The following is a 19988-nucleotide window of genomic DNA, read 5'->3' as shown; positions in this document are numbered from 1 at the left end:
GGCGCGCGGCCGCTTCAGCGCAGTCGCGCGGGCCAGTGCGGGTCCTCCCAGCGGGCCGGGCCGGTCAGTCCCATGAGCCTGATCCGGTGGAGCAGTTCCTCGTGACCGTCCTCGGGCCGAAGCCGTGCGGGGGCGTGGCGGACCAGCCAGCGGGTGAGTTCGATGCGCTTGCTGTCCGCGTCCTCGCTCCGGGGGTCCCAGGGGAGTTCGTCGCGCAGGAGGTCGAACTCCCAGTCGTCGGCGGCTGTGGCCAGGTGCCGGTCGGCCGTTTCGTCGTCCAGGGCCTCCCAGACCGCGAGCCACGGGCCGGGCGTGCCGGACGCCTCCGTACACAGGGCGAGCAGCTCATGGACGGGGTGGACGGGATCCGGGTCCGTGAGGCTCAGGCCCCACCAGGCGTGCAGGAACTCGCGTACCGCCGCGGCCTGGTGCGCGGGCCATTGCCGCCAGTGGCCACGGGCGAACGACTGCCCCACCTCGTACGGGCCGAACAGGGGCTCCACGCGGCCGGCGGCCAGCGCGCCGGCGAACTGGGGCAGGATGCGGCGCAGTACAGCGCCGTGGTCGGACCAGTCGACGGCGGTCCACGTGCGGTGCAGGAGGTCCGGGTCGAGCTCGACGTCGGGGACCTTCAGCAGCGCGACTTCCTCGCTGCTGCCCCAGTGGCAGTCGCACTGGACCTCGTCGCTCCGGGCGGTCGCCCCGCGGAAGGCGACGGCCAGGCCGTCCAGGGCCAGGTCGAGTCGGAGGCGTGCGGGAGTGTCGTCGATGTTCGTCATGGTCGGTGCGGCCTCAGGGGGACTCCGGGGCGTGTCCGCCGACCGAAGACTCACACTTTACGGGGCGGTCGCGGCCGTTGTCATGCGGGGGCGGTGAGACTTCCCACCCGTTTCCCACCTCGTATCTGACCTTCCGTCAGAATGGAACGTGTTCTAGTCTGCCGCGCATGGGCATCGCCATCACGCACGAACAGCGGGAGCTCGCCCGATCCGTCCGGGGCTGGCTCACCCGCGCCGTACCGCCCGAGGAGGTCCGCAAGCACCTGGACGTCCCCGACACCGCCACCGGACGGCCCTCGTACTGGGACGCCGCCGCCGAACAGGGACTCCTCGGCCTCCATCTCCCCGAGGAGTACGGGGGAGGGGGCGGCGACCTCGGCGACCTCGTCGTCGTCGTGGAGGAGGCCGCCCGGGCCCTGCTCCCGGGGCCGTACCTGCCCTCCGTCCTCGCCGCCGAACTGCTGCGCCGGGCCGGACAGGGAGAGCTGGCCGGCGCCCTCGCGCGCGGGGAGCGCATCGGAGCCGTCGCCCTCGGCAGCGGGCCGGGGACCGGGACCGGCACCCTCGCCGCCGTCCGCACCGCGAGCGGATACCTCCTCGACGGCGCCGCACCCCCCGTCCTCGGCGGCGCCCAGGCCGACCTCGTCCTCCTGCGGGCCGCCACCGCCGACGGCAGCGTCTGGCTCGCCGTCGACACCGACGGGCTCGCCGTCCGGCCCCACGAGAGCGCCGACCCGACCCGCCCCACCGCCGAGATCACCGCCCGCGCCGCGCACGTGCCCGCCGCCCGCGCACTCGCCCCCACCACCGTCACCACCCCCACCGGCGCGGCCGCCACCGGGTCCGCCGCCTTCACCGCGCTCGTCCACGACATCGCCGCCGTCCTCTTCGCCGCCGACGCCTGCGGCACCGCCGCCCGCGCCGTCGAGACGGCCGCCGAACACGCCCGCACCCGCGAACAGTTCGGCCGCCCCATCGGACAGTTCCAGGGCGTCAAACACCTCTGCGCCGACATGCTCGTCCGGCTCGAACAGGCCCGCGCCCTCACCTGGGACGCCGCCCGCAGCGGCGACGACGAGGCCCGCCCCCTCACCGCAGCCCTCGCCGCCGCCACCGCCCTCGACACCGCCCACAGCTGCGCCAAGGACTGCATCCAGATCCTCGGCGGCACCGGCTTCACCTGGGAACACGACGCCCACCTGCTGCTCCGCCGCGCCCTCGTCGCCCGCCAGCTCCTCGGCACCGGCGACCGCCACCGCCTCGCCGCCCTCCGCCACGCCACCGCCGGCGTCCGGCGCGGCCTCCGCCTCGACCTGCCGCCCGAGGCCGACGCGTACCGCAGAGAGGCCCGCGCGGCCGTCGCCCCCGCCACCGGACTCGACCCGGCCGCCGCCCGGCGCGCCCTCGCCGCCACCGGCTACGCGGCCCCGCACCTCCCGGAGCCGTACGGACTCGGCGCGGGCCCCCTCCAGCAGCTCGCCGTCCAGCGCGCACTGGACGAGGCCGGGATCACCGTCGCCGGGCTGGGCATCGCCACCTGGGTCGTCCCCTCGCTCCTTGCCCACGGCACCCCCGCCCAGCAGGCCGAACACCTCGGCCCGACCCTGCGCGGCGAACGCCTCTGGTGCCAGCTCTTCTCCGAGCCCGGCGCCGGCTCCGACCTCGCCTCCCTCCGCACCCGCGCCGAACGCACCGAGGACGGGCGCTGGCGGATCAACGGCCAGAAGGTGTGGACGAGCGCCGCCCAGTGGGCCCACCACGGCATCCTGCTCGCCCGGACGAACCCGGCCGCCCCCAAGCACCGGGGCCTCACCTACTTCCTCGTCGACATGCGGAACACCCCCGGCATCGACATCCGGCCGCTCAAGGAGATCACCGGGGACTCCCTCTTCAACGAGGTCTGGTTCGACGACGCGATCCTCCCGGCCGACGCCGTCGTCGGAGAGGTCGACGACGGCTGGCGGGTCGCCCGCAACACCCTCGGCAACGAACGCGTCCACATGGCCGACCAGGTCGCCTTCGACACCGGCCTCGAAGCCGTCATCGACCGGGCCGCGGGACAGGACAGCTCCGTCCGCGTCCGGATCGGGGCCCTCCTCGCCGAGGCGCACGCGCTCGCGTGCATCGGCCTGCGCACCACCCTGCTCCAGGTGTCCGGGCTCGAACCGGGCGCGGGCGCCAGCGTCCGCAAGCTCGTCCAGACCCTCCACCAGCAGAAACTCGCCGAACTCACCCTCGAACTCCTCGGCCCCGAAGGCGCCGTGCGCGAGGGCCCCGGCGAACGCGCCGTCCACGGACTGCTCATGTCCCGCTGCCTCACCATCGCGGGCGGCACCACACAGGTACAGCTCAATGTCGTCGCCGAGCGCCTGCTCGGCCTGCCGCGAGACTGAGGGGGAACAGCGATGACCAGGGAAACGACCGCCAAGGCGTATGTCGTCGGGGTCGGGATGACCACGTTCGAGAAGCCCGAGACCCGCGACTGGCAGTACTGGGACATGGCCAGGGAGGCCGGCACCGCGGCCCTCGCCGACGCCGGCGTCCCCTACGCGCGCGTGGAGCAGGCCGCCGTCGGCTACTGCTTCCAGGCCTCCACCGCCGGACAGCGCGCCGTGTACGAACTGGGCCTGTCCGGCATCCCCGTCTACAACCTCAACAACAACTGCGCGACCGGCTCCACCGCCCTCATGACCGCCCGCCAGTTCGTCGAGGGCGGCATCGCCGACTGCGTCCTCGCCCTCGGCTTCGAGAAGATGAGCAGGGGCTCGCTCGGCGGCGGGTCGGGCGCCGGAGCCGCTGCTGTCGGGGGCGCGACCTCACCCGTCGCCCGGCACTACGGCGTCATGGCCGCCTCCCACGGCTTCGAGGCGTCCCCGCCCACCGCGCAGATCTTCGGCAACGCGGCCCGGGAGCACATGGAGCGGTACGGCACGACCGAGGTGCAGCTCGCGGCCGTCGGCGCCAAGAACCACCAGCACTCGGCGAACAACCCCCGCGCCCAGTTCCAGGACGTCTACACCGTCGACGAGATCCTCGCCGCGAAGACCGTCCACCGGCCCCTCACCAGACTCCAGTGCTCGCCGACCTCGGACGGCGCGGCGGCGGCCCTCGTCGTGTCGGAACGCTTCGTCGACGAGCACGGGCTGCGGGGACGGGCGGTGGAGATCGCCGCACAGGCGATGACCACCGACACCGAGGAGTCCTTCGCCTCGGGCTCCTGCATCGACGCCGTCGGCCGCCCGATGTCCCGGGCCGCCGCCCGGCAGGTGTACGAGCGCTCCGGGCTCGGCATCGAGGACGTCGACGTGATCGAACTCCACGACTGCTTCTCCATCAACGAACTCCTCACCTACGAGGCGCTCGGCATGTGCGAGGAGGGCGCGTCCGGCAAGCTCGTCGAGTCCGGCGCCACCACGTACGGCGGCCGCTGGATCGTGAACCCCTCCGGCGGCCTCATCTCCAAGGGCCACCCGCTCGGCGCGACGGGCCTCGCACAGGCGGCCGAACTCGTCTGGCAGCTGCGGGGCGAGGCCGGCGCACGGCAGGTGACGGGTGCCCGCGTCGGGCTCGCCCACAACATCGGCCTGGGCGGCGCCGCCGTGGTGACCCTGCTCCGCAAGGCGTAGGACCTTATCCCCATGTACGGGGCGGATGCGGTCTGCGACCATCACACTCATGCCGCAGACCGACTCCGACTCCGTACGGACGACCCCCGCCACCTCCCTGCCCGCGCCCCGCGCCTGGGCGGTCGTCCTGACCGCCTGCGCGGGACAGTTCCTCGTCGTCCTCGACGTCTCCGTCGTGAACGTGGCACTGCCGTCGATGCGGACCGACCTCGGACTCTCGGCCCTCGGCCTGCAATGGGTGCTCAACGCGTACGCGATCGCCTTCGCCGGCTTCATGCTGCTCGGCGGGCGGGCCTCCGACATCTACGGCCGCAAGGCGATGTTCCTGCTCGGGCTCGGGCTCTTCACCGCCGCCTCGGTCGCGGGCGGCCTCGCCCAGGAAGGCTGGCAACTCGTCGCCGCCCGCGCCGTCCAGGGCCTCGGCGCCGCCGTCCTCTCACCCGCCACCCTGACCCTGGTCACCGGCGCCGTCCCGGCCGGCGCCGCCCGGACCCGGGCCATCGGCACCTGGACGGCGGTCGGCGCGGCCGGCGGCGCGGCGGGCGGCTTCGTCGGCGGAATCCTCGTCGACCTGCTGTCCTGGCGCTGGGTCCTCCTCATCAACGTGCCCGTCGGCGTCCTGGTCCTCGCGGGCGCCCTGCTGTGGCTCCGCGAGTCCCGCACCGGCGCGGGCCGCCGCCTCGACCTGCCGGGCGCCGTCCTCGTCACCGCCGGCCTGGCCACCCTCGCGTACGGCATCGTCCAGACCGAGGAGGCGGGCTGGACCGCCCCGGCGACGCTGCTCACCCTCCTCGGCGGGCTGGCGCTCCTCACCGTCTTCGTGGTGGTGGAGGCCCGCACGGCGGAGCCGCTGACGCCCCTGAAGATCTTCCGCACGCGCGCGGTGACAGCGGCCAACGTGGCGATCCTGCTGTGCGGTTCGAGCTCCTTCGGCATGTGGTTCTTCATGACCAACTACGCGCAGAGCGTCCTCGGCTACACCCCGCTCCAGGCCGGCCTCGCCCTGGTCCCCAGCTCCCTCAGCGTCATCGTCGGCTCCAAGGCGGCCCCGCACCTGATGCCGGCCCTCGGCGCGCGGAACGTCGCCGTCCTCGGCGCCCTCGTCGGGGCGGCGGGCTTCGCCTGGCAGTCGACCCTCACGGCCGACGGCACCTTCCTCGGAACGATCCTGGGCCCCGGCATCCTGATGATGGCGGGCCTCGGCCTGGCCACCACGCCCCTGGCCACGCTCGCCACCTCCAGCGCGGCCCCGTCCGACGCGGGCCTCGTCTCGGGCCTGGTCAACACCTCCCGCACGATGGGCGGCGCCCTCGGCCTCGCGATCCTCTCCACGATCGCCGCGGCGGCCACCCCCACCCTCGCCACCTCCGGCGCGGCGGACCCGTCGTCCCTGGTCCCGGGGTACGCGACGGCCTTCCGCGTGGCTACGGGCGTCCTGGTCGGGGCGGCGGCGCTGATGCTGCTCTGGCTGCCGAAGCCGGACGGGCGCGTGGCCCGCCGCGGGTGACAATGCCCGCGTGATATCGATCAAGAGCAAGTTCAGAACCGCCGTGACCGCGCTGGCCGTCGGCGCCTCCCTCACGGTCGCGCCCTCGGCGTCGGCGGAGCCGGTCCTCGCCGTGACCACCGGAGCCGTGTTCAACGAGCCGTCGAGCGCGGACGCCGCCGCCAGGGGACGGATCCTCTTCCACCTGGCGGACCTCGTCGACGGCGCCGAGACCGGGTCGTCCGTCCGGATCTCCCTCTACCTGTTCCAGTCCCAGTACCTGGCCGACAAGCTGGGCGCCGCCCACCGCAGGGGTGTCACCGTCCAGGTCGTCCTGGACCACGACAGCAAGTCCGGCGCGGCCGACAGCCTCACGAGCCAGCTGGCGGCGCCGGGCGCCGCGGACTCCTGGGTGCGCAGCTGCAAGGACCGGGAGGCCTGTCTGGCCCTCGATCCGGGCACCTCGGAGGGCGACCCCGACGGCTGGTACGACAACGTCAACCACAACAAGTTCTTCCTGTTCTCCCGCACCAGGGGCAAGGGCACCGTCGCGGTCGACAACGTCGTGGTGCAGTCCTCGGGCAACCTCACGGGCCAGGACCTCGGTTCCTGGTGGAACGACGCGCTGACGGTCGCCGGCAACAAGGAGCTGTCCGACGCGTACACCGGGTACTTCACCGACCAGGCCGCCGCCGCGATCGGGCAGACGCCGCAGGTCGCCGACTACGCGCACGACACCCAGGCCGGCAAGGCCAAGGTCTACTTCTTCCCCCGCTCGGGCTCCGACACCGTGGTCAACATCCTCAAGACGGTGGCGCCGGCCGGCACCGCGACGCCCTGCCAGGGCAACGGCCCCGGATTCGGCACCTCGGACGGGCGGACGAGGATCCGCATCGCCCAGGGCCACATCACCCGCCCCGAGGTGGCCCGTCAGCTGTGGGAGCTCGCCGAGGCGGGCTGCCACATCGAGATCGTCTACCGGTCGCTCGACAACTGGGCACCCGACAACACCCCCATGTCGCAGGTGGCCAACTGGCTGACCAGGCCCACGACCGGGAAGGGCCGCATCGTCCTGCACCAGCTCGACAACGACGGCCGCGGCGGTACCGACTCCCACACGAAGTACCTGCTGATCGAGGGCACGTACCTCAACGGAGTCAACAAGAAGATCGTCTTCACCGGCAGCCACACCTACACGGTGACGGCGCTCAGGTACAACGACGAGGCGCTGCTCAAGTACGAGGACAACCAGGACACGGCGGTCTTCGACGCGTACGTACGGAACTTCGACGCCCAGCGGACGGCGGCGCAGTCCGAGGGCCTGTAGCACCGGCCCGCCGCCTCCCGCTCACAGCCACCCCTGCCGACGGGCGGCCCGGACCGCCTCCATGCGGTTGCGGGTGCCCGTCTTGCCGATGGCGGAGGAGAGGTAGTTGCGGACCGTGGACTCCGAGAGGTGGAGGGCCGCCGCGATGTCCGCGATCGTCGCCCCGTCCACCGCGGCCGCGAGCGCGTCCCGCTCACGGGCCGTCAGCGGGTTGGGGCCCGCGCCCAGGGCCGCCGCCGCGAGGGCCGGGTCGATGACCGTCTCCCCGCGCAGGACCTGACGGATCGACTCGGCCAGCTCCTCCACCGGGCCGTCCTTCACCAGGAAGCCCGCCGCACCCGCCTCCATCGCCCGGCGGAGGTACCCCGGGCGGCCGAAGGTCGTCAGGATCAGCACCCGGCAGTCCGGGGCCTCGGACCGCAGGTCCGCCGCCGCGTCCAGGCCCGAGCGGCCCGGCAGCTCGATGTCGAGGAGGGCCACGTCGGGTCGGGAGAGCAGGGCCGCGTCCACGATCTCGTCACCCCGGCCCACCTGCGCGACGACCTCCATGTCGTGCTCCATCCCGAGCAGCAGGGCCAGCGCCCCGCGCATCATCCCCTGGTCCTCCGCCAGCAGCAGTCGGATCATCTCGTCGGCTCCCCCTCGCACTCGTGCGGGCCGGGGGTCTCCACGGGGAGCTCCGCGGCGACCCGGAACCCGCCCCGCGGAGCCGGTCCCGAGTCAAGAGTGCCGCCTGCCGCCGCGAGCCGCTCGCGCAGGCCCCGCAGGCCGCTCCCCGGGGTGGTGCCGGCGGCGCCGACCGGGCCCCGGCCGTCGTCGGTGACCGTGAGGCGGACCCGGTCGGCGGTGCCGTCGAGGGCGATCACACAGCGGGACGCGCCGCTGTGCCGTACCGCGTTCGTCGCGGACTCCCGTACGACCCAGCTGAGGAGTGCTTCCGTCTGGGGTTCCAGGAGCGGGCCCGAGCGGCGTACCACCGGCTCGATGCCGGCCGAGGTGAGCGCGTCGCGCGCCCGGTCCAGCTCCGTGGCGAGACTGCCCTCGCGGTAGCCGGTCACCGCCTCCCTGATCTCCGTGAGCGCCTGACGGCCCACCGACTCGATGTCCGCGACCTGTGCCAGGGCCGCGTCCAGGTCGCGCGGGGCGAGCCGGCGGACGACCTCCGACTTCACCACGATCACCGAGAGGGTGTGGCCCAGCAGGTCGTGCAGGTCGCGGGAGAACCGCAGACGCTCCTTCTCGACGGCCGCCGTGGCCAGTTCCTCCCGGGTCGCCCGCAGCTGCCGGACCGTCTCGTCGAGCGCGAGGATCGCCGCCGTCACCATGATCGAGATGAACGTGCCGTACACGATCCCGACGGAGTTCCAGCCGTCCCTCCAGAAGGTCACCACCCCGACCGCGAGGACCAGCGGGAACGCGATCACGGGCAGGAGCGGGCCGCGCCGCACCACCGCGCCGACCCCGAGGCCGAGGAGCGGGAAGAGGAGCAGCCACTCCCGGCCGTACCCGATGGCGAGACCGAAGGTGAGCGCCCCGAGGCCGAGGAGGAGTCCCCAGGTGAGGGGGGTCTCCCGGCTGCGCGGGTCGAAGGCCCGGAACACGATCGCGATGTACACCGTGTTGAAGGCGAGCAGGCCGAGGCCGCCGATCCAGGGGTTGGGCGCCTGACCGCCGAGGAGGTGGGAGAGCGCGCCCAGGCCCATCAGGAGCCAGGGGAGGAGGCTCAGTCCGCTCGGACCCCGCTCGCCGCGTGCCCTCGACCTCGTTCGCCACCGCTGCCGGATCGTCATGCCCACTCCCTACACCGTCCTCGCCGAACGACGGTACGAGACCGCCGCGTACGTGCCGAACAGGGCCGCCCAGCAGGCGATGACCGCGAGCGCCGCCGCGCCCGGGGCGTGGCCGCCGGCGACCGAGACGCCGAGCTCGGCGAAGCGGTTGGTCGGGGTGTACGCGGAGAGGGAGCGCAGCCATTCGGGGAAGAGGCTCACCGGGAACCACAGACCGCCGAGGACCGCGAGGCCCAGGTTGCAGGCGATGTTCACGACCCCGGTCGTCTGCGCGGTGAGCCGGTAGCCGTTGCCGATGCCGAGGAGGGTGAAGGGGAGCGAGCCGAGCCAGAGGGTGAGAGCGACCACGGCCCACTCCCAGGCCGCCAGACGGACGCCGTTGACGAGGCCGCCGGCGAGGAGCACTCCGACGATCGACGGCAGCACGACCACCGAGCCGGTGAGGGCGCGGCCGGTGACGACCTGGCGCGGGCTCATCGGGGTGATCCGCAGCTGCCGCAGCCAGCCGGTTCCCTTGTCCTCGGCGACGCCCGTGCCGATCGACAGGGCGGCGCCGAGCGCCCCGTACGCCGCCATGCCGACCATGGAGGCGGTCTTCCACTCCTCTTCGTTCTGGCCGCCGAGGTTGGTGAAGAGGAGGTACATCATCACCGGGACGGCGATGGTGCCGATGGCGAAGCCGGTGTCGCGCAGGGTGCGGCGTACTTCGAGGCGTACGTACTCGGTGATCATCGGGCCGTCTCCAGAGGGCGGGCGTGCGTGGTGAGGGCGAGGAAGGCGTCGTTGAGGGACACGGGGGCGACTTCGAGGCCCCGGATCGCGTTCCGTTCGGCGAGGGCGCGGACGGTCGCGTCGGAGTCGTCGGTGCGGAGCCGGGCGCGGTCGCCGCGGATCTCCACGGAGGTCACTCCGGGGAGCCGGTCCAGGCCCTCGCTGGGGCCGCCGGCCAGGTCGAAGGCGACGAAGCTGCCGCCGGCCGCGCGCTTGAGCTCCTCGCCGGTGCCGTCGGCGAGGACGCGGCCGGAGTCGAGGACGACGATCCGGTCGGCGTGGGTGTCGGCCTCCTCCAGGTAGTGGGTGGAGAACAGGACGGTGTTGCCCCGGCGGGCGTAGCCGCGCATCGAGTCCCAGAACTCCTGCCGGGCCTCGACGTCGAGGGCGGCCGTCGGCTCGTCCAGGACGATCAGTTCCGGGTTCCCGGCGAGGGCGACGGCGAACCGGACCCGCTGGGTCTGGCCGCCGGAGAGCCGGTCGACGCGGCGGCCGGCCAGTTCGGTGAGGCCGGCGAGGGCCAGGGCCTCCGCGACCGGCATCGGCGCCGGGTAGGTGCGGGCGACGAAGCCGACGAGCTCGCGCACGGTGACCCGGGGGACGGCGCGCCCCTCCTGGAGCATCGCCCCGATCCGGCCGGCCGCGACGGCGCGGTCCGGGGAGTCGCCGAAGAGGGCGACCCGGCCCGTGTCGGGCTCGTCGAGGCCGAGGAGCAGGCTGATGGTGGTGGACTTCCCGGCGCCGTTCCGCCCGAGCAGGGCGACGGTCTCGCCGCGCGGGACGGTGAGGTCGATGCCGTCCACGGCACGGACCGGTCCGAAGGACCGGGTGACCCCGGTGAAGGCGACCGCTGTCTCGTTCGTCATGGGTACGACGCTACGAATCGGGGGCGGGGTCCGGCAGGCGTGGATGTACGGACCTGGCCGTGACAAATGTCCCGGGTCCCTTTTCTGACGTACCGTCAGTTGAGCCTATCCGGGAGGGTTCACAACTCCCCCCGCCTCGGCTATACATGGGGATCACCGACCTAGAACGCGTTCTAGAACGGCCGCGTACGGGACGGTCCCCGCACGGCCTCGGTGCGGCCGACGGTGCGGACGGCCGCGCCGAGGTCTTCCCCGCCACGAGGAGCAACAGCCCGATGCCCATCGACCCCGCCAAGGCCGTCGCCGCCGAACCCCGCAGCGCCGAGATCTCCTGGGACCACAAGGACGTCCAGCTCTACCACCTGGGACTGGGCGCCGGCACCCCGGCGACCGACCCCGACGAGCTCCGCTACACCCTCGAATCCAGGCTCCACGTCCTGCCCAGCTTCGCCACCGTCGCGGGCGCCGGAATGGGCGTCGTCGGCGGGCTCTCCGCCCCCGGCATCGACATCGACCTCGCCTCCGTCCTGCACGGCGGCCAGTCGATCACCCTCCACCGGCCCGTCCCCGCGGCCGGCCGGGCCGTCACCACCTCCCGCGTCGCCGCCGTGTACGACAAGGGCAAGGCCGCCGTCCTCGTCCTGCGCTCCGAGGTCACCGACGACGACGGCCCGCTGTGGACGAGCGACGCGCAGATCTTCGTCCGGGGAGAGGGCGGCTGGGGCGGCGACCGCGGCCCCTCCGAGCGCCTCGAACTCCCCGGCCGCGACCCCGACAAGACCGTCGAGCGGGCCGTACGCGAGGACCAGGCACTCCTCTACCGCCTCTCCGGCGACTGGAATCCCCTCCACGCCGACCCCGAGTTCGCCGCACTCGCCGGCTTCGACCGGCCGATCCTGCACGGACTGTGCACCTACGGCATGACCCTCAAGGCGGTGGTGGACACGATGCTCGGCGGAGACGTCGCCCGCGTCCGCTCGTACCGCACCCGATTCGCCGGGATCGTCTTCCCCGGCGAGACCCTGCGCATCCGGATGTGGGCCGACGAGGGCCGCGTCCAGGTGACCGTGACGGCCGTGGAGCGCGACGACGCCCCCGTGCTCGCCGACACCCTCGTCACACATTCGTAGCCCAGCCCGGCACTCGTAGAACCCTTCCGGAGGGAGCCGCACCATGCGCGCAGCCGTACTGCACGAGATCGGCCAGGACAAACTCGAAGTCGTCGACGACGTCGAGGCGGTGGGCTTCGGCCCCGGCAAGGTGAAGATCCGGGTCCGGGCCACCGGTCTCTGCCACTCCGACGTCTCCGCGATGAGCGGCGTCCTCCCGCAGCCCGCCCCCTTCATCCCCGGCCACGAGGGCGCGGGCGAGATCATCGACGTCGGCGACGGCGTCACCGGACTCGGCCAGGGCCAGCGGGTGCTGCTCTGCTGGCTGCCCGCCTGCGGGAGCTGCCCCGCCTGCAGGCGCGGCCAGACCCAGCTCTGTCTGGCCGGCTTCATGAACGCCGGCACGCCCAACTTCAAGCGCCCCGGCGGCGACGTCTTCGGCTTCGCCGGCACCGGCACCTTCACCGAGGAGGTCGTCGTCGACGCGGGCTGCGCCGTCCCGATCCCCGACGACGTGCCCTTCGACATCGCCGCCCTCATCGGCTGCGGCGTCACGACCGGACTCGGCGCGGCCATCAACACCGCCAAGGTGGAGGCCGGTTCGTCGGTCGCCGTCATCGGCTGCGGCGGCGTCGGCATCTCCGCGATCCAGGGCGCCAAGCTCCAGGGAGCCGCCCAGATCATCGCCGTCGACCCGGTCGAGTCCCGGCGCGAGGCCGCGCTGCGCTTCGGCGCCACCGAGGCCGTCGCCCCGGACGCGCTCGCCGACGCCAAGCAGCGGATCACCGGCGGAGAGGGCTTCGACTACGTCTTCGAGGTCGTCGGACGCTCCGCCACCGCCCGCACCGCGTACGAGACCACCCGGCGCGGCGGCACCCTCTGCGTCGTCGGCGCGGGCGCCCTCGACGACCACCTCCAGCTCAGCATGTTCGAGCTGTTCTTCGACGAGAAGCGGATCCTGCCCTCCATGTACGGCGGCGGGGACGTGCTCCGCTCGTACGAGCGGGCCATCGCGCTCTGGCGGGCCGGCCGCATCGACCTGGAGTCGCTCATCACCCACCGGGTCCCGCTCGCGGGCATCAACGAGGCCCTGGAGCAGATGCGCACGGGTGCCGCCCTCCGCACCTGCATCGAGATCTGAGAGGACCCGACCCATGTCACTCCCGCTTGAGGGACTGAGTGCGATCGTCACCGGCGCCGGGCGGGGGCTCGGCCGCGCCGAGGCCCTGGAACTGGCCCGCCTCGGTGCCGCCGTCGTCGTCAACGACTACGGACAGCCCGGCCGCGACGGCTCGGGAACGGCCTCCGCCGCGCCCGCCGAGAAGGTCGTGGCGGAGATCCGCGCCGCGGGCGGCCGGGCGGTCGCCCACCTCGGAGACGTCTCCGACTTCGAGTCGGCGCGGGCCCTCGTCGACCTGGCCGTCGCGGAGTTCGGCAAGCTGGACATCCTGGTCAACAACGCGGGCATCCTCCGCGACCGGATGGTGTTCTCGATGAGCGAGGACGAGTGGGACTCGGTCGTACGCGTCCACCTCAAGGGCCACTTCAACACCACCCACTTCGCCGCCGTGCACTGGCGGGGCCGGGCCAAGGCCGGGGAGACCGGTGTGTACGGCCGGATCGTCAACACCTCGTCCGAGGCCTTCCTCGCCGGCTCGGCCGGCCAGCCCAACTACGCGGCGGCCAAGGGCGGCATCGTGGGCCTGACCACCTCGACGGCGCTCGCGCTCGCCCGGTACGGGGTGACGGCCAACGCCATCTGCCCCCGGGCCAGGACCCGGATGACCGAGGACGTCTTCGCCGGCTTCGCCGAGCCGACGGCCGAGGGCGAGCTCGACCCGCTGTCCCCGGAGCACGTGGCACCCCTCGTCGGCTATCTCGCCTCCCCGGCGGCGGCCGGCGTCAACGGCCAGCTGCTCGTCGTGCACGGCGGGATGGTGGCGGTCGTGGACCGGCCGCGGGTGTCGGCCAAGTTCGACACGGCCAAGGAGGCGTTCACGTACGAGGAGCTGGACGGCCTGCTGACCCCGCACTACGCCTCCCGCCCGGCGGGCGAGACGTTCGCGGCGTCGGAGGTGCTCGGCCTGAAGAAGGGCTGAGGACCGGGCCCGGGGGCCCCGGCGGGCGACTTCCCGGCGGCCGGGGTGCGGCCCGGCCGGAGGGGGAGGGTGGGGAGGACGAAGGGCCCCGGGGTGACCCGGGGCCCTTCGCCCTGCCTGCCGCTTCTTCCTACTGCCCGTCGGGCTCGCGGCGGTGGCGGCCGTGCGGGGAGGACGCGGAGTCCTCCGTCGGCGCGGCCTCACCGCGGTGCTTGCCGGAGCCGTTCGGCTCCTGCCCGTTCGTGCTGTTCTCCGACATGGTCGAACTCACCCCGTTGACATCGGTCCTGCTGTGCAGCCCGAGAGTCTAGCCAGCGGGTCTGCGGTCCGTGAGAGGTGCCTGCTGAAGCGGGACCGGACGGCACACCCGGGGCTCCTCGACGGCCGCCGCCACCGCCGCGGCCACCGGCTCCGCCTCCCGCCCGGGCCCCGGTTCCGGCTCCTCCGGAGGCTCCACGTCCGCGAGACCGCACGGCGCCCCGGCCGTCGCGTACGGCAGCCTGAGCACGCCCCCGGCCGTCCACAGCCCCGACCCCGCAAGCCAGCCCACGGGTACGGCCAGTTGGCCCATCCGGCGGGCCGAGGGCTGCCAGGTCCCCACCCAACTGCCGCCCGCCGCGTCGATCCGCAGGGCCACCCGGCAGCTCTCCGGCATCAGCACCTGCCCCGGCTGGACGGCGAACGGCGTCACCGCCGCGTCGTCCAGCCGCAGGCACTCCGGGAACCGCACCGGCAGCAGACTCCCGAGCACTCCCCAGCCCAGCCGGTCGTGGCCCGGCGAGGGCGCGTCGGAACGGATCAGGAGCAGCCCGCTGTCCGGGTCCGCGAGGAGCAGCCGGTCGTCGCTGTCCTCGGTGATCTGGAGCAGCGGCGTCACCTCCCCGCCGCGCTCCAGGTCGACGGCGACGGCCTTCACCGGCCCGCCGTCGAGCCGCCGGTCGAGCGCGAGCATCCGGCCCGTACGGTCGAGCCATATCCCGCCCGTGCAGCGGCCCTCGACCTCCGCCACCCGCTCCGGGCCGAAGGCCCCGCCCGCGACCAGCCACAGCGTGGTCGTGTCGGGGCCGACGCACATCGCGTACGCGCAGATGCCGTCGGGAGAGGGCGGCAGCAGCACCAGCCGCTCGGAACCGGGGGCCTCCACCGAGCCGAGCCGGAGCTCGCCCGTGGCCGGGCCCGTGGGGTAGAGCAGCGAGAACGTGTTCCGCCGCCCGTCCACGCGGCGGGCGACCAGGACCCGGCCGTCGGCGAGGGGCAGCAGCTGGGTGCCCGGCTCCTCCGGCTGGCCCAGGGGGAGCGGTACGGCGTACGGCTCCGGGCCGTCGAGGGTCCACCTCTCCACATACAGGGCGTCCCCGTCGCCCGCGAGCCTGGCCGCGTACGCGCCGTTCGCCGTGATCGTGAAACCCGTCGGCCAGCCGGCGCCGCCCGGGCATTCCCCGTCGCGGTCGTCGTCCTCGGCCGTGGTCTCGATGGCACACGCTGTCATCGACTCGTCACCTCCGGCCACGAAGCTAGTTTTCGCACTTCCAGCCGAACAACACGAGCAGGGTCACTTCACACATAAGGGTGGCCCTGCGGCGGTTCTGCTGAGCTGTGGGGGGTGGCTGTGCTGGAGTGACCGGTGATGAGTAAGGTAAGGCGAACCTAAACGGAGTTACGGCTTCCGGCCGGGCGCCCCGGACGGAGCCCCGCGCTCCCGCCGGTCGCGCCCGTCTCCCCGCCAGGACACGTACAGGAGCCTTCTCATGTCCCTCCGCCGCCGCGGCACCGCCGCCGTCGTCGCCCTCGCCGCCACGCTCTCGCTCGCGGCCTGCGGAGGAGGCGACGGAGGAACCGACGCCTCCTCGAAGGAGGACACGACCAAGAAGAAGGACGTGGCCACCGGCGGCAAGGACTTCGGCGACGCCGCGGCGAAGACCGCGGCCATGGGCACCGACGCCAAGGCCGGCCAGTTCCCGCGCACCCTGACCCACGCCCTCGGCACGACCGAACTGAAGGCCGCCCCCAAGCGGGTCGTCGTCCTCGACGTCGGCGAGTTCGACAACGTCGTCTCCCTCGGCATCCAGCCCGTCGGCTACGCCCCCTCCGAGGGCGACGACGGCATCCCCGGCTACCTCAAGAAGGACGCCGGCGCCCCCAAGTCGGTCGGCACGATCAACAACCTCAACCTCGAGGCCATCGCCAACCTCCAGCCCGACCTGATCCTCGGCAGCCAGCTGCGCGCCGCGGACAAGTACGACGAGCTGTCGAAGATCGCGCCCACCGTGTTCTCCATCCGCCCGGGCTTCACCTGGAAGGAGAACTACCTCCTCAACGCCGCCGCGCTCGACAGGACCGCTCGCGCGAAGGAGAAGCTCGCCGCGTACGAGACCAAGGCCAAGCAGCTCGGCACGGACATCGGCGCGAACAAGCCGACCGTCTCGATGGTCCGCTACCTCCCCGGCAAGATCCGCCTCTACGCCAAGGCGTCCTTCATCGGCACGATCCTCGACGACACCGGCCTGCCGCGGCCCGAGAACCAGCGGGTCAACGAGCTCGCCGCCGAGATCAGCCCCGAGAAGATCGACGAGGCCGACGCCGACTGGATCTTCACCGGCGTGTACGGCGAGGCCAAGGCCACCAAGAAGGACGCCGCCCAGGCCAACCCGCTCTGGAAGAACCTCAAGGCCGTCAAGGCCGGCCGGGCCAAGGACGTCCCGGACGAGACCTGGTACCTCGGCCTCGGCGTGACGGCGGCCGACAGCGTCCTCGACGACCTGCGCGCCGACCTCGTCAAGAAGTAACCGCGGGCCGCGTCACGGAGAAGGCGCGACCTCGCCGGGAAGTCGCGGAGAAGTCGCCGCGACCTCGTGGAGAAGCGGGCGGCCGAAGCCCCGACGCCGACGCACGGCGCCGGGGCTTCGCTCCGCGGCGGGCCACCACGACCCGCCGCCGGGCAACCCCGACCGCCCCCCGCCCCCCTCCGCGACAGCGGCGCCGGTCCAGGCGCAAAACGAAGCCAGGTAGCCTTTCCTTCGTGCCCCGTCTGTCTGAAGTCATCGCCGAGCTCGACGCCCTCTGGCCACCCGAGCGAGCCGAGTCGTGGGACGCCGTCGGCACCGTCTGCGGCGACCCCGACGCCGAGGTCACCCGCGTGCTCTTCGCCGTCGACCCCGTCCAGGAGATCGCCGACGAGGCGATCGCCCTCGGCGCCGACCTGATCGTCACCCACCACCCGCTCTATCTGCGCGGAACGACGACCGTCGCGGCGGGCCACTTCAAGGGCCGCGTCGTCCACGGCCTCATCAAGCACGACATCGCCCTGCACGTCGCGCACACCAACGCCGACACCGCCGACCCCGGCGTCTCCGACGCCCTCGCCGGCGCGCTCGACCTCCGGGTCACCGGCCCCCTCGTGCCCGAGAGCAACCTCGGCCGGATCTGCGAGCTCGACCACCCCGAGACCCTCGCCGAGTTCGCCGCCCGCGCGGCGAAGCGGCTGCCCGCCACCGCGCAGGGCATCCGGGTCGCGGGCGACCCCGGCATGACCGTGCGCCGCGTCGCCGTCAGCGGCGGCTCCGGCGACAGCCTCTTCGACGCCGTACGGGCCGCCGGAGTGGACGTCTTCCTCACCGCCGACCTGCGCCACCACCCCGTGTCCGAGGCCACCCAGCACGCGACACGGACCCGGCCGCTCGGCCTGGTCGACGCCGCCCACTGGGCCACCGAATGGCCCTGGTGCGAGCAGGCCGCCGCCCAGCTCGACGCGATCTCCGACCGCCACGGCTGGGACCTCCGCGTCCACGTCTCGAAGACGGTCACCGACCCCTGGTCCTCCCACCACACCTCCCCTGGAGCCCCCAACTGAACGCCGCGCCCGCCGACCAGATCCGCCTCCTCGACGTCCAGTCGCTGGACGTCCGCCTCCAGCAGCTCGCGTACAAGCGCCGGTCGCTGCCCGAGCACGCCGAGATCGAGTCGCTGACCAAGGACCTCACCCAGCTGCGCGACCTGCTCGTCGCCGCGCAGACCGAGGAGAGCGACTGCGGCCGTGAGCAGACCAAGGCCGAGCAGGACGTCGACCAGGTCCGCCAGCGGGCCACGCGCGACCAGCAGCGCCTCGACTCCGGCGCCGTGTCCTCCCCGAAGGACCTGGAGAACCTCCAGCGCGAGCTCGTCTCCCTCGCCAAGCGCCAGGGCGACCTGGAGGAGATCGTCCTCGAGGTCATGGAGCGCCGCGAGTCCGTCCAGGACCGCCTCGCCGAGCTGACCGAGCGGGTCTCAGCCGTCCAGGCCAAGACCGACGACGCGAACGCCCGCCGCGACGCCGCCGAGGCCGAGCTCGACACCGAGGACGCGTCCGTGACGAAGGAGCGCGAGCTCATCGCCGGCTCCGTCCCGGCCGACCTCCTGAAGCTGTACGAGAAGCTGCGCCAGCAGCAGGGCGGCGTCGGCGCGGCCCGGCTGTACCAGCGCAAGTGCGAGGGCTGCCACATCGAGCTCAACATCACCGAGCTCAACGATGTCCGTGCCGCCGCCAAGGACACCGTCGTCCGCTGCGAGAACTGCCACCGCATCCTCGTCCGCACCTCGGAGTCCGGCCTGTAATGACGTCGTCGTCTTCGCGTGAGGTGATCGTCGAGGCGGACGGCGGTTCCCGGGGCAACCCGGGGCCCGCCGGGTACGGCGCCGTGGTCCTGGATCCGGTGACGGGCGAGACGCTCGCGGAGGCTGCCGAGTACATCGGCGTGGCGACGAACAACGTCGCCGAGTACAAGGGCCTGGTCGCGGGCCTGAAGGCGGCGCGGGCGCTGTTCCCCGACTGCACCGTCCACGTCCGGATGGACTCCAAGCTGGTCGTCGAGCAGATGTCCGGCCGCTGGAAGATCAAGCACCCGGACATGAAGCCGCTGGCGGCCGAGGCGGGCCGGGTCTTCCCGGCGGGCCGGGTCCGCTACGAGTGGATCCCGCGCGAGCGCAACAAGCACGCGGACCGGCTCGCGAACGAGGCGATGGACGCGGGCAAGCAGGGCCGCCGGTGGGAGCCGTCCGCCTCGACGGCCGCCCTGGACGCCTCCGCCGCGCGCAACGCCGCCACCCCGGCCCCCTCGGGCCCTCCGGGAGACGCGACGGCGGGCGCTGCCCGCGCGAGGGCGGCGCTGGCACCGCGATCGGCGGACACCTCCGGGGCAGCCCCGGCGACCGGGCCCCGCGCGGCCGGTACCGGCGGCTCCACGGGCACGGGACCGGGCGCCTGGCCCGGCAGCACCTCGCGCCCGTCCGGCTCCGCCGAGGACCTCTTCACGACCGAGCCCGACGACGGCCTGTTCGCCGCCGGAGAGGCCCTCACGGCCTCGGGCGACTTCGAGGCGGAGGCGGGCCACCCGGCGACGGCCCCGACCGCCCCGCCCCCGCCCGCAGCGACCGCCGCGCCCATCGCGCCCGCACCCGTGGTGCCGGCGTCCCCGGGCCGGTCCGGCGCCCCCGACATGGGCGCGCCCGCCACCTTCGTCCTCCTGCGGCACGGCGAGACCGCCCTCACGCCCGAGAAGCGTTTCTCCGGGAGCGGGGGGAGCGACCCCGAGCTCTCACCGGCCGGGCTGCGGCAGGCCGAGGCCGTCGCGGCGGCACTGGCCGCGCGCGGCACCGTCCAGGAGATCGTCAGCTCGCCGCTCACCCGCTGCCGGCAGACCGCCGACGCCGTCGCCGCCCGCCTCGGGCTCGACGTGCGCGTCGAACAGGGGCTGCGCGAGACCGACTTCGGCGCCTGGGAGGGGCTGACCTTCGGCGAGGTGCGGGAGCGCCACCCCGAGGACCTCGACGCCTGGCTCTCCTCGCCGAAGGCCGCGCCGACCGGCGGCGGCGAGAGCTTCGCGATCGTCGCCCGGCGGGTCGCCGCGACCCGCGACCGGCTGGCGGCCGCCTACGCGGGCCGTACCGTCCTCCTCGTCAGCCACGTCACGCCGATCAAGACCCTCGTCCGGCTCGCGCTCGGCGCCCCGCCGGAGTCGCTGTTCCGGATGGAGCTGTCGGCCGCCTCGATCTCGGCGGTGGCCTACTACGCCGACGGCAACGCGTCCGTACGCCTCCTCAACGACACCTCCCACCTGCGCTAGCCGAAGGAGCGCCGGCACCGGGCGGCGGGCGCTCCTG

Annotated in this window: 18 protein-coding genes; 11 read left to right on the top strand and 7 right to left on the bottom strand. The window is 73.5% G+C overall.

The window, feature by feature from the left end; translation table 11 throughout:
* Window positions 1-14: 14 nt before the first annotated feature.
* Window positions 15-779, bottom strand: a complete 765-nt coding sequence (locus ACH4MY_RS00440) for a hypothetical protein (protein WP_397995410.1) — start codon at window positions 777-779, stop codon at window positions 15-17.
* Between the two features lie 167 nt (window positions 780-946).
* Between ACH4MY_RS00440 and ACH4MY_RS00435 the strand changes: the two genes are divergently transcribed.
* The 4 genes from ACH4MY_RS00435 to ACH4MY_RS00420 are packed head-to-tail and all read left to right on the top strand — an operon-like array spanning window position 947 to window position 7218.
* Window positions 947-3172: an acyl-CoA dehydrogenase gene (locus tag ACH4MY_RS00435; RefSeq protein ID WP_397995407.1), complete on the top strand. Its 2226-nt coding sequence runs from the start codon at window positions 947-949 to the stop codon at window positions 3170-3172.
* A 12-nt stretch (window positions 3173-3184) separates the two neighbouring features.
* A complete protein-coding gene (locus ACH4MY_RS00430; protein ID WP_397995405.1) occupies window positions 3185-4405 on the top strand; it encodes a lipid-transfer protein in 1221 nt (406 codons plus the stop codon).
* Between the two features lie 49 nt (window positions 4406-4454).
* The gene (locus ACH4MY_RS00425; RefSeq protein ID WP_397995402.1) at window positions 4455-5912 is read left to right on the top strand and encodes an MFS transporter; all 1458 of its coding nucleotides are present in this window, start codon (window positions 4455-4457) and stop codon (window positions 5910-5912) included.
* 10 nt (window positions 5913-5922) lie between these two features.
* Window positions 5923-7218 (top strand): phosphatidylserine/phosphatidylglycerophosphate/cardiolipin synthase family protein, encoded by a 1296-nt coding sequence (locus tag ACH4MY_RS00420; RefSeq protein WP_397995399.1) that lies wholly within the window; start codon window positions 5923-5925, stop codon window positions 7216-7218.
* A gap of 21 nt (window positions 7219-7239) precedes the next feature.
* On the opposite strand, the gene ACH4MY_RS00415 is transcribed toward ACH4MY_RS00420, so the two are convergent.
* From ACH4MY_RS00415 to ACH4MY_RS00400, 4 genes are read right to left on the bottom strand one after another with little or no spacing between them, the layout of a single operon-like run.
* Window positions 7240-7845 (bottom strand): response regulator, encoded by a 606-nt coding sequence (locus tag ACH4MY_RS00415; RefSeq protein ID WP_397995396.1) that lies wholly within the window; start codon window positions 7843-7845, stop codon window positions 7240-7242.
* The gene (locus ACH4MY_RS00410) at window positions 7842-9008 is read right to left on the bottom strand and encodes a sensor histidine kinase (RefSeq protein WP_397995393.1); all 1167 of its coding nucleotides are present in this window, start codon (window positions 9006-9008) and stop codon (window positions 7842-7844) included. Before ACH4MY_RS00410 ends, ACH4MY_RS00415 begins: the two co-directional genes overlap by 4 nt.
* Before the next feature lie 9 nt (window positions 9009-9017).
* Window positions 9018-9737 carry an ABC transporter permease gene (locus ACH4MY_RS00405; RefSeq protein WP_397997323.1) on the bottom strand — a complete coding sequence of 240 codons (720 nt, stop codon included), beginning with the start codon at window positions 9735-9737 and terminating at the stop codon, window positions 9018-9020.
* Window positions 9737-10645 carry an ABC transporter ATP-binding protein gene (locus ACH4MY_RS00400; RefSeq protein ID WP_397995390.1) on the bottom strand — a complete coding sequence of 303 codons (909 nt, stop codon included), beginning with the start codon at window positions 10643-10645 and terminating at the stop codon, window positions 9737-9739. The genes ACH4MY_RS00405 and ACH4MY_RS00400 overlap by 1 nt, the downstream gene beginning before the upstream one ends.
* A 275-nt stretch (window positions 10646-10920) precedes the next feature.
* Here ACH4MY_RS00400 and ACH4MY_RS00395 point away from each other — a divergent pair, with 275 nt between their 5' ends.
* From ACH4MY_RS00395 to ACH4MY_RS00385, 3 genes are read left to right on the top strand one after another with little or no spacing between them, the layout of a single operon-like run.
* A complete protein-coding gene (locus ACH4MY_RS00395) occupies window positions 10921-11775 on the top strand; it encodes a MaoC/PaaZ C-terminal domain-containing protein (RefSeq protein ID WP_397995388.1) in 855 nt (284 codons plus the stop codon).
* 43 nt (window positions 11776-11818) lie between these two features.
* Complete coding sequence (locus ACH4MY_RS00390; RefSeq protein WP_397995385.1) at window positions 11819-12895, top strand: Zn-dependent alcohol dehydrogenase; 1077 nt, start codon at window positions 11819-11821, stop codon at window positions 12893-12895.
* Between the two features lie 13 nt (window positions 12896-12908).
* A complete protein-coding gene (locus ACH4MY_RS00385; protein ID WP_397995382.1) occupies window positions 12909-13853 on the top strand; it encodes a 3-oxoacyl-ACP reductase in 945 nt (314 codons plus the stop codon).
* A gap of 130 nt (window positions 13854-13983) precedes the next feature.
* Here the strand turns inward: ACH4MY_RS00385 and ACH4MY_RS00380 are convergent, their stop codons facing one another.
* Both ACH4MY_RS00380 and ACH4MY_RS00375 read right to left on the bottom strand, forming a co-directional pair.
* On the bottom strand, window positions 13984-14112 hold the full coding sequence (locus tag ACH4MY_RS00380; protein ID WP_397995379.1) for a hypothetical protein: 129 nt from the start codon (window positions 14110-14112) through the stop codon (window positions 13984-13986).
* 48 nt (window positions 14113-14160) lie between these two features.
* Window positions 14161-15342, bottom strand: a complete 1182-nt coding sequence (locus ACH4MY_RS00375) for a hypothetical protein (protein WP_397995377.1) — start codon at window positions 15340-15342, stop codon at window positions 14161-14163.
* 259 nt (window positions 15343-15601) lie between these two features.
* Here ACH4MY_RS00375 and ACH4MY_RS00370 point away from each other — a divergent pair, with 259 nt between their 5' ends.
* The 4 genes from ACH4MY_RS00370 to ACH4MY_RS00355 all read left to right on the top strand — a co-directional run bounded on the left by ACH4MY_RS00370 (window position 15602) and on the right by ACH4MY_RS00355 (window position 19951).
* Window positions 15602-16639, top strand: coding sequence for an ABC transporter substrate-binding protein (locus ACH4MY_RS00370; protein WP_397995374.1), 1038 nt, complete (start codon window positions 15602-15604; stop codon window positions 16637-16639).
* 233 nt (window positions 16640-16872) lie between these two features.
* A complete protein-coding gene (locus tag ACH4MY_RS00365; protein WP_397995372.1) occupies window positions 16873-17703 on the top strand; it encodes a Nif3-like dinuclear metal center hexameric protein in 831 nt (276 codons plus the stop codon).
* Window positions 17700-18443 (top strand): zinc ribbon domain-containing protein, encoded by a 744-nt coding sequence (locus ACH4MY_RS00360; protein ID WP_397997320.1) that lies wholly within the window; start codon window positions 17700-17702, stop codon window positions 18441-18443. The genes ACH4MY_RS00365 and ACH4MY_RS00360 overlap by 4 nt, the downstream gene beginning before the upstream one ends.
* Window positions 18443-19951, top strand: coding sequence for a bifunctional RNase H/acid phosphatase (locus tag ACH4MY_RS00355; protein ID WP_397995369.1), 1509 nt, complete (start codon window positions 18443-18445; stop codon window positions 19949-19951). The genes ACH4MY_RS00360 and ACH4MY_RS00355 overlap by 1 nt, the downstream gene beginning before the upstream one ends.
* Window positions 19952-19988: the final 37 nt, after the last annotated feature.

The organism is Streptomyces sp. NPDC017246 (assembly GCF_044331325.1).
Classification (GTDB): Bacteria; Actinomycetota; Actinomycetes; order Streptomycetales; family Streptomycetaceae; genus Streptomyces.
The sequence above is the reverse complement of the archived record's forward strand: the minus strand, read 5'-3'. Positions and strand labels throughout refer to the sequence as shown.